Source organism: Providencia sp. M-27 (assembly GCF_011077905.1).
Lineage (GTDB): Bacteria > Pseudomonadota > Gammaproteobacteria > Enterobacterales > Enterobacteriaceae > Providencia > Providencia huaxiensis.
This window is the reverse complement of record NZ_JAALBT010000002.1, coordinates 236,250-248,724: the sequence shown is the minus strand read 5'-3', so window position 1 is coordinate 248,724 and position 12,475 is coordinate 236,250. Positions and strand designations below refer to the sequence as shown.

Here is a 12,475-nt window from a genome sequence, read left to right as displayed (position 1 = left end):
AATATTTATATAAAAAGGTTATTCCATAAAGCCAAATGTATTTTTGTTCGGTTGCAATTCTAAGACGACTGATGCGTTTCTTGTGACTGGTAATTCATTTTGCTGTAGACAATAAAATGGTAATAATCCTTTTATATCACTGCGAATGGTTTCACATACTGAATTAGATGATGTTAGCACTAAGCGCCCTTTATCATCTAAAGGAATAAACATTGATGGTTCATAGGATGTTCTAACTTTCCCAATGGTTTTACCAATTTGGTACACGACATCATATCCAACAACAACTAATTCCATTTTTTGTGTCTTAACACAAGTTTGATTTTGCATATCAAACAGAGATGGAAAGCCTTTCCCTTGTAGCGCTTCAATCATGAAAATCATTTTGCATTCGCTTTGCGCAGGATGAAAACGAGAAAGAGACTGTTGGTTAAAAGAGCCTAAAACCCCTGTTACTGTACAATTTTCATACTCAACAAGACGATTGGATTGAATTGGTTCAACAGATAAAACCGTAGCCAATTTAGTTTCGGGGCCTCGGTTGAATAAAGTCACGAGCAAGACAATAAGGAGTGCCACTACAGTTGCTAATAACAACTTAAATTTTAGCTTCATCGTGTTAACCCTTATTAAAATATGCTGTATCTATTGTAACCACTACTCAGAATAATTCGATAATTACGTACTAATCGTATTGTTTTTTAGAATTATCTTAAGCCATCATCAAAAAACGGTTTATTATAACTGTTTTAGAAAGTAGAAACTTTACTATTAGTGTACTTTCTTATATCCATTTAATTAAATCAATTTAATTATTAATAATCAAGCAGATACAAATAAAACTAATTCATTTTTAACTTTTCGTTATATAAACAAATTTATACCTTAATTATTTACACTTAAGGTATTCAATATTCTAATCACTCATTCAATATTAATTACTCGGTTTATGTTTCATTTGGATATAATATATGCATAAGTGATAATGACAATATAATCGATATTTAATATATTACTTTTGATCTAAATAGTTTTTCTAAGCAATATTTAATACAGATAAGTCTTGACAGATTTAGTTAATATATTTTATTAAAAGAGTATTTATCATTATAAATATAAAAAATAATGCACCTGTTATACGAATATACAGGTGCATGTCGATAATAAAACCAGATTAAACAAGTGGTTATTAGCAGATTAGTGCAATTTCAACTTCGGTCGAATAATTCTGTTAATACTGCCAACAAGCATCATTAGCCCAGTTTTAATATAACCGTGCAATGCGATTTGGTGCATACGGTATAAAGAGATGTACACAAAACGCGCAATGCGCCCTTCTACCATCATATCCCCACGCATTAAGTTGCCCATCAAGCTACCAACAGTACTGAAGCGCGAGAGTGAAACTAATGAGCCATGGTCTTTATAAACATATTCTTTTAAAGGTTTATCTTTCATTAACGCGACAATATTGTCATAACATAGACTAGCCATTTGATGGGCTGACTGAGCCCTTGGCGGTACGAAGCCCCCTTCTGGCTTAGCGCAAGACGCACAATCGCCAATGGCAAAAATCATATCATCACGAGATGTTTGTAACGTTGGTTTTACCACCAATTGGTTGATACGATTTGTTTCTAACCCAGCGATATCTTTCATGAAATCAGGTGCTTTGATCCCAGCAGCCCAAACCATGAGATCCGCATGAATTTTACCATCCTCTTTCGTATTCAAACCATCTGCATCAGCGCTGGTTACCATGGTTTTCGTCAATACATTCACACCTAACTTATTAAGTTCTTGATGAGCTGCACTTGAAATTCGAGGGGGTAAAGCCGGCAGAATACGTTCCCCTGCTTCGACTAATGTGACATTCAATGCATCAGTATCTAACCCTTTGAAACCATAACTGGTCAGTTGCTCAACTGCGTTATAGAGTTCTGCTGATAACTCAACGCCCGTTGCACCGCCACCAACAATAGCAATATTAACGCTCTCTTCTGCGTTATCACGGACTGAGTAACGTAAAAACAGATTTAGCATTTCATCGTGAAAACGGTGCGCTTGGTGTGGGTTATCTAAGAAAATACAGTGTTCTTTAACTCCAGGAGTACCGAAATCATTCGAAGTACTGCCTAATGCCATCACTAAAATGTCGTACTCTAATTCACGCAAAGGGACTAATAATTCGCCATGCTTATCATAAAGTTCACCGAGAACCACTTTTTTATTTTCACGGTCAATATTGGTAAGCGAGCCTAATTGGAAATTAAACGCATTATGGCGGGCATGGGCCAAATAGCTTATCGCATCGACGCCATCATCTAACGAGCCTGTCGCAACTTCATGTAACAACGGTTTCCATAAATGACTAGGGTTGCGATCAACCAAGGTAATTTGTGCGCGTTTCTTACGGCCTAGCTTGCGGCCTAAACGTGTTGCCAGTTCTAATCCACCAGCACCACCGCCTACAACGATGATTTTGGGTTGAGATAAGGTCATAAATCCCTCGAAACAAAATATATTAATGTTATTTAAGGTTTCTCATTTAGAAAAACCTTATATAACAATAATTAGCCACAGTTCCTTTCATTCCAATTAGAATATCATGAGTGGTCTATTGGTAATACCAAATATTGATTCATATCAATTTAGTTGATTATTATGACTACGATCACATTCGTCAAATCATTTTTTCTCCAGAACGAATCGAGTCAGCTTTTTAGCATTTATATCAATCAATTGTTTAAATCCGCAAACAGTGTAATGATAATGAGAATTATTATTCTATCATTCTTTAATTTGTGACGCACAATCAATTACCCCCCAATCACTTTCAATATGAACCTAAATAGAGCGCAAAAAAAACTCTAAGGATGATAAACACCCTCAGAGTTTTTTATGAAACATTAAATTTTATTATTTAATTTTCTTGATACGCACATCAGTTGGAACTGAAACTGGTGAGTTATCTTTAAAGTATTGCATTAACGCTTCGTTATCTGGCAGGCTATAAACACGGTCTTTACCTTGATTGAAAGCAGAGAAACGGCTACCACCTGTTGCTAAGAACTCATTCGCAGCAACACGATAGCTTTTGTTCATGTCTAGCGGCTTACCATTTAATTTCATTGATTTTTGAATGACTTTGTCACCCACTGGGCGGCTGTCATCCCACTCGTAATAAAAACCTTTAGAAACAGGCATGACCTGTGGACGAGCACGATCCCATTGCTGTTCAAGCGCTTGCTTAATTTGCGCACCTGTTAGCGACTGTGTGACAACCACGTTAGAGAATGGTTGGACAGTGAAAATATCACCATACGTCAATTCACCTGCTTTCATGTCAGCACGAATACCGCCACTGTTCATAAATGCAATTTGAGCACCGCCCGCTTCTTTGCTAGAGGCCGCATATAATTGACCATCAGCAATAATCTTACCTAAAGTTGAATCACCCGCAGGGAGTAATTTTTTATCCACATTGGCCGTTAAAGACCCCATCACTTGTTGCGAAATAGGTAACGCAATTTTTTCGTATTTTTGTACGAACGTGGTTAACTCAGGGTTCTTCTCATAGCGACTCGTTTCAACAGGGATATTTTTTGCATTGATGCTAACGATATCTTTCGTGTTTTTATCAATCTCAATGTTTAATTGAGACAATAAAGTCCCATTAGATTGGGCAGAAATGACGGTCATCCCATTGATTTCACAATTATAAGCTTGGTGTGTATGACCGCTAATAACAAAGTCTACATTCGCATCTAATTGTTTGACGATATCGACAATTGGGCCTTTGATATTATCACAACGGTTAATATCTTTAACTTTGGTATCAACTTGTTGTGTAGCGCCTTCATGGATCAGAACACCGATACTGTTAATACCTTGTGATTTTAATAATTTCACTTGGTTATTAATAGTTTCAACTTCATTTTTGAATTCTAAGCCTGCGGTTCCACTTGGTGTTACGATAGCCGGCGTACCTTCTAACGTTAAACCAATAAATGCCATTGGAACACCATCAAACTCTTTAATAAAGTAAGATGGGAACAGTGTTTCACCTGTTTCTTTAACAATAACGTTGGCTGCTAAGTAGTTAAAGTCAGCCCCTGCAAAGGAATCTTTACCCACACAACCAGCCGTTGGGTGACAGCCACCATTTTGCTTTCTCAGCAGCTCTTCTTTACCTTTGTCGAACTCATGGTTACCCACTGCACTGGTTTCCATACCAATCGCACTTAGCGCTTCAATAGTGGGTTCATCGTAGAACATTGATGACAATAGCGGACTTGCTCCGACTAAGTCACCTGCGCCCACAACGATGGTTTTATCGTTTTGCGCTCTTAATTGATTAACTAGCGTCGCAATTGACTCAATGCCACCTAGTTTACCATCGCCCGGTGCTTGTAAAGCCCCATGGAAATCATTTATACCAATGACTTGTACTTTTACTGTATCCGTATTTTTGGAAGCACAACCCGCCAAAAGTGCACCGGAAATGAGCAGTGTGAGTAATCCAATTTTATGTTTCATTTATCTTACCTTTTTTAATCCTTTTCAACTATCGACTACATTTTGAAACGATAAGTTGTTGTCATTGAACCAGATAACGAGTGTGCGCGACGTGAGTGGCCATCATATAATTTTGGCGTCGTGTAATCGTTTTCCTGACGATGGTGCCAGCCCAGACCACCACTTAACGAAACAGAAAGATTTTCAGTTGGTTTCCAATAACTAAATAGACCAAATTGACCTTGTTTTAATCTTTCACCTTCATATTTAAATTCTGAATAGTTAGTACGTGCGCCAACAGAAAGCTCTTTACTAATACGATACTCTGCGGCCATAGCGACCATGGTTTCTCCATCACGTACGTAGTCGATATCTGCATAAGCTGGGGAGTTAAAGCGACCACGGGTGTTACCAATTGGGTTACGCGCAAACTGGCCGACACCATTTGCTTTTTTCGCTTGGGTATAAGTTAAACCTGTGCTTAACGTCCAGGGCGACTCAGGAATACGCCATTCTGCCGTTCCTGCATAGTGCCACGCACGTTTGTCAAAATTACGCTTCCCTTTTTGTTTATTGGTTTCAGTACGTTTACCATCACTACCGTATTCATGGTTATAGATTTGTGTACCAAGTGTCACATCTGAAGTCAGCTTATATTTTGCTTCTAAGCCTTGTTGACGGAATAAATCATCCGCTTGCCCATAGAAATAATGCACTTTCAATGGCTTAGTATTGTAGTTAATTCCACCGGTGATGACATGATTGACATTGTGTCGAACGCCATTTGCATCAGTAAAATACATAGCATCAATGTTTGGACTATCACGACGCATGACTTTCTTATCGAGATATAATAAATCCAAACTCCAGTCACTGATCGCAGTATTAGTGTAGTAACCGCTATAACTGTTCAATGATAAACGCTGTGAATTCGTGAAAATACCCGTATTTTTCAGCGTAAACCAACCTGCTTTCGCATTAAATTTTACTGGTTCAAGGTCCAGTTTTACTTTTGCATAACGTTGACCAATTTTGTTATACCCTTTCGCATGGCCATCATCGTTATATAAAATTGCACGGGAGGCGAAGTCTTTACTTGCCCCCAGTTTGATACCGCCGTAATAAGAGGCATCAAAACCAATGACATCCGCGAAATAACCTGATTTGAAATCTGCTTGGAAGTTTTGACCCCAAGCATTTGCGACTTGTTTTCTATAACGGTTTTCGTTTTTATCAAAACGGTTTTCTGTTTTTAAGTATTTCCACATGTTACGGGTTGACAGCTCTAGCTCCGAATCCGCAATGAATGAGTTTTCCTTGATAGAATCTTCCCAGTTGCTGGCATTTGCCATTGCTACCGCTAAATAGCAAGGAGAAAGCATTAATAACGCAATATTTTTAACTTTCATTGGAATAAACCTAGTTAATGATTATTTGAATTAATTTTATGCTGTGCCATGTTTCCATGAACAACAAAACACCATTTTTTATTTTTAGCTTAATAAAACAATTTCACTTAAAGACAAACGGACACATCCATTTCAAACACATAAGTCATTTTAAATATAAAATTCAATACAGTATTTCCCTGTATTTGTGTTTACTTATTACTATGAATAGAAATATTCCTTATAGGAATTCCAAAGTACATTATTGAATCAATAGCGATAAATACTCATATTTGGTGTTTGTTTGGCTTAAGCCTCACATTACGGTACTGTATTTACCGACACCGCATTAATTCATTAAGAAAAAATTTTCACTCTATTTTTTATGACAAAGTGTTCCCCTGATAAATAATCATCTCAAATAAATTTGAATATTTAACTTAAAGTGCAACCATTAAATTGCTGTTTTTTTTAACTGATTACTTATCGCTCTAAATTGTCATAAATCTTTCATAATATGAATGCTATCGTAATTTTATGTCAATTAAAACGATCGCCGTCACAACGCGTTACATCAGTTGCATTAAACTACCTACCAACAGTGATCGCAGTCACACTTCATTTTAGGGGAATTTAAGGTATAAATCTTTATTTTGGATAGGGTTTCAGAATCAATTCATTTATAACCAGTTAAAACATAAATTTAAATGGATATCTGTAAACTGCTTTCTTTATAGATATAAAGAGTAATGAATAAAATATAACCTAATAAAAATTTTCACATGAATACATACTGTTTGTAGATATATATTCAATCCACAATTATTCTATATAGCACATCACAAGAGAAAGTACATTTCCCTACAGGCCAATTGCGATCAAGTAAATCTCGGATAAATGATAAGTATTATTTAGCTATCAAACGTTGTTTTACTTATCTTGTTTTTCATTTATTTAAATTTTCTTTAACTTTTTAAAGTAACCTATTTCATTATTAAATGGCTCAAAGTCATATTGAACACTTTTAATCGCATAAAAAGCAAGCTGTAATGCAAATTATTAGTTAATCATTTCATATAAACTAAAAATATAAATACCAATAAGTCAAACTATCAACAATTTCACTTTTTTATTTCAAACAATGAACCTTAAAATGATTAAATCAATAAAATACTCTCTAATTATTTTAGAGAGCAAAATAAATATTGATTGATTTTTATCTAATACGATTAGATATATTATTGTGATTAACTGTGCAATTATTGATAACGTTACGGGTAACTTTTAATATGAGCAATGATATCACCATCTTCTTTATGCAAAATAGTGTCCCTTTGCTATGCGTATTTATGCAAAAAAGCCAGTAAATAAAATACTGGCTTTTAGATATACTAAATGTAATCGAAATTATTAGCGGTGTTCTTGCCAACGCTCATGTAAATCAACCAGTTGCCGATGACTTTCTTTCCAACGCTCAACGGCTTGTAGTTCTGTCAAACTGTATTGTCGACCACTATGATATAGTTTAGAGGCTTGGCTATCATATTGCTTCGGTAAGTTATCTAAAACACTGACGGCACCTTCACGGTTATTACAGACTAAAATCATGTCACACCCCGCATTCAGTGAGGCCTGTGCTCTCTCAGGGTAACTCCCCATCACTGCCGCGCCTTCCATAGACAAATCATCAGAAAAGATGACCCCCTGGAAACCAAGCTGCTCACGCAATACCGATTTTAACCAAAATGGTGAACCGCTCGCGGGACGATCATCCGCTTGGGTATAAATAACATGGGCAGGCATAACCGCATCGAGTAACTCTCGTTGGATAAAGTCTTTAAAAATTAACATATCTTTACCACGGATCTTCTCCAACGTGCGATCATCCCGTGGCGTTTCTTTATGCGAGTCGGCTTTCACTGCACCATGACCAGGAAAGTGTTTCCCTGTCGTTTTCATACCCGCACTGCGCATACCTTTAATGAAACGCTCCGCCATAACCATCGCAATCTCTGGGTCTTCATGGAATGAGCGTTCACCTATCGCAATACTTTGATGACCAAGATCCAAAACAGGTGCAAAGCTAATATCAATATCCATAGCTATCATCTCTGATGCCATTAACCAGCCAGCCTCTTCAGCAAGCTTAGCGCCATCCATTTCACTATTGAGTGCAGCAAATGCCTGAGCAGAAGGCAATGCGGTGAAACCATCACGAAAACGTTGTACTCGACCACCTTCTTGGTCAACCGCTATCAATAACCGGTGTCTTGATGCATCACGAATTTGGCGAACAAGTTCTCGTAATTGTGCTGCGTCATGAAAGTTACGGGTAAATAATATTAACCCTCCCACGGATGGGTGAGCTAATATTTCGCGCTCTTCGTTGTCCAATTCATAACCCTGAACATCTAGCATTATAGGACCCATAACATGCCTCACTTATTAAACTAATTAACTTAATCCGATACTGTTTTCTGATAGCCCTTGGCCATCAACCTAATAAACCAAAATATTGTCGTAATGACTGTGAGTGTAACAAAAAGTCAGATGACTGGCTTTCATGCCACTGCACTTCATACCACATTAATGTCATATATTTTACCCAAGGTGCCCACAATTGACAGCTTTCGGCCAATTGCTGTTTGTCTCGATAAGCACCGTGAATGTCACAATATTGCGTCAAGAAAAAATCTCGCTGAATATCACTCAGACCATTAAATTGAAAATAGGTTTCTAAAGAGAACGCGATATCTGTATTTGCCGCATATTCCCAATCCAATAGCAGTAATCGCCCTGTTGGTGTGCAAACAATATTTTTAGCATGAATATCCATATGGGCAGGGGCAAGTTTTAGCGTTTTAGGAAAATCAGCAGAGGTGAAATGATGATGTAATTTTTTCCAACGAGGTGAAAAACGTTTTTTATCAATTAAATAGCCATAATGCGATATTTCATCGTGCAGTTGTAAGTGATACCCCAACAGTGGCGCACGATGTAATTGTGTGACTATATTTGCAAGTTCGCACTGAAAGCTAGACTGCAAAAAAACATGATTATCAGGGTGTTGCCCTTCACACCACCCTAATAATAACCATTGTGAATTTCGACCAATCACTTTCGGTGTAAAGGAAAAAGCACGTAATTGCTGTAATATCCGCGCTTCTTTCTTTCGGTTAACATACAACGCGGTTTGTGCATTTCCATCAGCACGTGCGATAAGCTTTACTTGGCTGCCAGGCAAAGAACATTGCAGCAAATAACTTCCACCTGACAGCCCTGCTAGCGGGGTCATTTCCCAATCTCGTACCGAGATTGTAGGAAAGCACGTCACTAACAGTTGAAAAAGTAACTGCGAGTTACTCAATATTGTGCTTTCCAGTCCAAATAATTTCACCTGTTTGCACTTCCATCAATTGCATTTCAAGGCTTCTTTCTTTGTTTGAACCTGACATCACACTGTAAATAACATAATCCGCTTGGACATAGCGACCTAACCCAATTGCTTTGCTACGGGTTACCAAGCTGTCTTCTTGAGATAAACCGAGAGTTTTACGCGCAGAACTCACCACACTGGCAGGAACAACTTTAAAGCGATTTGTATTCTCAACTGCGGTTGTCATGGCTGATGTCACCGCTTGCACAGGTAATGAACCGTTCGTATTATTTTTCACTGAATCAACTAACAGGACTTTGCCACTTTCAACGCCATCCTCAGTCACCATTTGGTTAACTAAAGGCGTAATAGACGCTGACCAATCTGTTGTTTGCTGTTTTGGTGGAGTTGGAACAACATCAATGGGTGGTGGCGTTACTTCAGGTTGCTTTTCCGGCTCTACGGGGACAATCGGTGGCTGAGTACCAGGTTGTTGAGGTGGATATGAAGGGCACCCAGCCAAAATTAATGTAGCGGCAGCAACCATTAAGATGCGTTTCATTATTACTCTCCGGCCTTTGGCGATAAAAATACATGAACACGTACATTTGTTGCACGTGGAGAGGAAGTCACAGCACGAACTTTCGCAACGGAATTCGCTGCAATCGGCTGATACAAGGTATTTGAAGTTTCCACTTTTAACCCTTGCTTATCATACCAATATAAACGATAAGCAATAGTCACCACTTCAGATTGAGTATTACTCATATTAATCGTGGCAATGGTTTGATGGTTTTCACTACCTATCACTGGGTTTTCGACAATGACCCCTTGTGCGAGTACTGCTGGCTCCATAATGATGCGTTGTTGCTCATTAAAAACCAGCCCTTGTGTCTTTTTAAAGATGCAACCACTTAGCAACATTGTTACCAAAGCAAGTAATGCAATACGATTCATTGTCGATCCCTTATCCCTTATTACTCATTACTTAGCCAATAATGGCCCTAATGGACGACCACCCACTAGATGCATGTGGATATGAAAGACTTCTTGCCCCGAGTGTTCATTACAGTTCATTATTAAACGGTAACCATCCTCTGCAATCCCTTCTTCTTTGGCAATTTTAGCCGCAACAGTAAACAAACGGCCTAACGCAAGCTCGTCATCCGCAGTGACATCATTGACAGTCGGAATTAATTTATTAGGAATGATAAGAATGTGTGATGGTGTTTGTGGCGAAATGTCACGAAATGCCGTGACAAGTTCATCTTGATAAACCACATCTGCGGGGATCTCGCGACGGATAATTTTACTGAAAATCGTTTCTTCTGCCATTTCAATTTCCTTAGTCATTTAATCGTTCTTGTGAACTAATTTATACGTTACCTGTACCAACATTTAAATGAAACAAACGATTGAAGTTTTGCGTCGTAATTTCAGCGAGCTGTTCAACACTAACGCCCTTCAGTACTGCCATATATTCAATGACATCACGAACATACGCAGGTTGGTTTTCCCTACCACGGTGAGGAACAGGAGCCAAATAAGGTGAGTCAGTTTCAACTAAAATGCGATCTAAAGGGACAACACGAGCGGCTTCTCTAATTTGTTCTGCGTTACGAAATGTGACGATCCCTGAAAATGAGATATACATGCCTAAATCGAGTAGTTCCACTGCCGTATCTTTATCTTCAGTAAAGCAGTGTAATACCCCGCCACAATCCATCACGTTTTCTTCGCGCAAAATCGATAAGGTATCTTCTCGTGCCGCACGAGTATGCACAATGACTGGCTTATTAACTTCGCGACCAATGCGAATGTGCTGACGAAAAGACTCTTGCTGCAACGCGGCATTTTCTTGCTGGTAATAGTAATCCAGCCCGGTTTCCCCTAACGCAACGACCTCGTTCCCTGCGGCTAATTGTGCTAATCGAGCGAAATCATACCCTTCATCTAAATTAAGAGGATGGATACCACATGAAAAAGCGATATTGTCTCGCATGCCAATCATTTTCTTCATGCTTTCAAAACCATGCAACGTCGTTGCAACAGCTAACATAAAGTGAACATCACGAGCCGAGGCCTTTGCAATAACATCATCGACATTTGTGTGCAATTTTTCATAATCTAAACAGTCGAGATGACAGTGTGAATCAACAACAAACATATTTAACTCTTTTTAAAATGTAGGGACAGCCAGTGAAGCTTCCCATTGTAATAATTGATTTGTCAGGATCAGTTCCTGATTCAGAGCAGGAACTGTCATTAATTGATGACGGCAATATAACCACTTATCATACATATTTATTAACTGAGTACGATTCATAGCACCAGCTAATTGCAGGACTTGAGCTTGCTTATCTTGGTTGATGCAAAAAACCCCAGCCCCTTGTTGAATTTTAATCGCATCCGCAAATAAACTGAGTAACCAATTTAAGGCATCAGGCAGTTCATCGATATTCAAACTAGGCAGCAAACTCAGCATATCACCCGTTTGCAATGCGTGACTTAAACTATGGCACAGCGCATTACGTTTTTGCCAACGTTGTTCGTCCAGTAAGGCCAGCGCAGAAATTGGCGCACCTTGGCATATTTTTAATGCTGTTATCGCATTTTCAGTCGCAATACCTGGTTTTTGCTTTTGAAGCCAATAGAGCGCAATTTGTGAGTCGGGTGCTGGCAAGAAATGACTTAAACAGCGGCTGCGAATAGTCGCTAGCAAATTCTCTTGTTTATCACTTCCTAATAAAAAATAAGTATCCTTTGCAGGCTCTTCCAATGTTTTCAATAAGGCATTTGCTGCTGCATCTGTCAATGCTTCAACCTGTGGGATATACACCACTTTGTTGCCACCTTGCTGTGCATGGCGACTTAAGGTTTCAATTAATTTCCTAACCGCATCAACACTAACAGTAGATTTTCCTTTTTCTACTTCAATAATATGATAATCAGGATGATGACCTGCGAGCATCAAACGGCAACTATGGCATTGCCCACAGCTTTTTAAGCCGTCTCTTTCTTGGCAAATAAGCCAACGACTCACGCCATAACACAGCGCTTGCGCCCCATTTCCCGGTATAGAATGAAGCAGTAACGCGTGGTGGCCTCGACCGCTTTGGTACGCAGTAATGATTTGTCGGTAAGGTTCATTTAACCAAGGATACCAATTCATGGGATTAATACCTTATGTGGT

Annotated in this window: 11 protein-coding genes; all 11 read right to left on the bottom strand. The window is 38.5% G+C overall.

The window, feature by feature from the left end; translation table 11 throughout:
• Positions 1-18 precede the first annotated feature (18 nt).
• The 11 genes from umoD to holB all read right to left on the bottom strand — a co-directional run bounded on the left by umoD (position 19) and on the right by holB (position 12,454).
• The gene (gene umoD, locus G6Q48_RS04435; protein WP_102137736.1) at positions 19-615 is read right to left on the bottom strand and encodes a UmoD family flagellar biogenesis regulator; all 597 of its coding nucleotides are present in this window, start codon (positions 613-615) and stop codon (positions 19-21) included.
• A 582-nt stretch (positions 616-1,197) separates the two neighbouring features.
• Positions 1,198-2,502, bottom strand: coding sequence for an NAD(P)/FAD-dependent oxidoreductase (locus G6Q48_RS04430; protein WP_004253300.1), 1,305 nt, complete (start codon positions 2,500-2,502; stop codon positions 1,198-1,200).
• A gap of 417 nt (positions 2,503-2,919) precedes the next feature.
• Positions 2,920-4,539, bottom strand: coding sequence for a bifunctional metallophosphatase/5'-nucleotidase (locus G6Q48_RS04425; protein WP_102137735.1), 1,620 nt, complete (start codon positions 4,537-4,539; stop codon positions 2,920-2,922).
• Between the two features lie 35 nt (positions 4,540-4,574).
• Positions 4,575-5,927 carry an OprD family outer membrane porin gene (locus G6Q48_RS04420; protein WP_166264659.1) on the bottom strand — a complete coding sequence of 451 codons (1,353 nt, stop codon included), beginning with the start codon at positions 5,925-5,927 and terminating at the stop codon, positions 4,575-4,577.
• A gap of 1,389 nt (positions 5,928-7,316) precedes the next feature.
• Complete coding sequence (gene nagZ, locus G6Q48_RS04415; protein ID WP_166264657.1) at positions 7,317-8,336, bottom strand: beta-N-acetylhexosaminidase; 1,020 nt, start codon at positions 8,334-8,336, stop codon at positions 7,317-7,319.
• 64 nt (positions 8,337-8,400) lie between these two features.
• Complete coding sequence (locus G6Q48_RS04410) at positions 8,401-9,201, bottom strand: phosphotransferase (RefSeq protein WP_166264655.1); 801 nt, start codon at positions 9,199-9,201, stop codon at positions 8,401-8,403.
• A 64-nt stretch (positions 9,202-9,265) separates the two neighbouring features.
• Positions 9,266-9,844 (bottom strand): penicillin-binding protein activator LpoB, encoded by a 579-nt coding sequence (lpoB, locus tag G6Q48_RS04405; protein ID WP_102137731.1) that lies wholly within the window; start codon positions 9,842-9,844, stop codon positions 9,266-9,268.
• Between the two features lie 2 nt (positions 9,845-9,846).
• Positions 9,847-10,239 carry a YcfL family protein gene (locus G6Q48_RS04400; RefSeq protein WP_102137730.1) on the bottom strand — a complete coding sequence of 131 codons (393 nt, stop codon included), beginning with the start codon at positions 10,237-10,239 and terminating at the stop codon, positions 9,847-9,849.
• A 27-nt stretch (positions 10,240-10,266) separates the two neighbouring features.
• Positions 10,267-10,617 carry a purine nucleoside phosphoramidase gene (gene hinT, locus G6Q48_RS04395; RefSeq protein ID WP_102137729.1) on the bottom strand — a complete coding sequence of 117 codons (351 nt, stop codon included), beginning with the start codon at positions 10,615-10,617 and terminating at the stop codon, positions 10,267-10,269.
• 40 nt (positions 10,618-10,657) lie between these two features.
• On the bottom strand, positions 10,658-11,449 hold the full coding sequence (locus G6Q48_RS04390; RefSeq protein ID WP_166264653.1) for a metal-dependent hydrolase: 792 nt from the start codon (positions 11,447-11,449) through the stop codon (positions 10,658-10,660).
• Positions 11,450-11,461: 12 nt separating this feature from the next.
• A complete protein-coding gene (gene holB, locus G6Q48_RS04385) occupies positions 11,462-12,454 on the bottom strand; it encodes a DNA polymerase III subunit delta' (RefSeq protein WP_166264651.1) in 993 nt (330 codons plus the stop codon).
• Positions 12,455-12,475: the final 21 nt, after the last annotated feature.

Coding starts and splice junctions, on each gene's coding strand:
- umoD (WP_102137736.1), bottom strand. CDS start 615: ATGAAGCTAAAATTTAAGTTGTTATTAGCAACTGTAGTGGCACTCCTT.
- G6Q48_RS04430 (WP_004253300.1), bottom strand. CDS start 2,502: ATGACCTTATCTCAACCCAAAATCATCGTTGTAGGCGGTGGTGCTGGT.
- G6Q48_RS04425 (WP_102137735.1), bottom strand. CDS start 4,539: ATGAAACATAAAATTGGATTACTCACACTGCTCATTTCCGGTGCACTT.
- G6Q48_RS04420 (WP_166264659.1), bottom strand. CDS start 5,927: ATGAAAGTTAAAAATATTGCGTTATTAATGCTTTCTCCTTGCTATTTA.
- nagZ (WP_166264657.1), bottom strand. CDS start 8,336: ATGGGTCCTATAATGCTAGATGTTCAGGGTTATGAATTGGACAACGAA.
- G6Q48_RS04410 (WP_166264655.1), bottom strand. CDS start 9,201: ATGACCCCGCTAGCAGGGCTGTCAGGTGGAAGTTATTTGCTGCAATGT.
- lpoB (WP_102137731.1), bottom strand. CDS start 9,844: ATGAAACGCATCTTAATGGTTGCTGCCGCTACATTAATTTTGGCTGGG.
- G6Q48_RS04400 (WP_102137730.1), bottom strand. CDS start 10,239: ATGAATCGTATTGCATTACTTGCTTTGGTAACAATGTTGCTAAGTGGT.
- hinT (WP_102137729.1), bottom strand. CDS start 10,617: ATGGCAGAAGAAACGATTTTCAGTAAAATTATCCGTCGCGAGATCCCC.
- G6Q48_RS04390 (WP_166264653.1), bottom strand. CDS start 11,449: ATGTTTGTTGTTGATTCACACTGTCATCTCGACTGTTTAGATTATGAA.
- holB (WP_166264651.1), bottom strand. CDS start 12,454: ATGAATTGGTATCCTTGGTTAAATGAACCTTACCGACAAATCATTACT.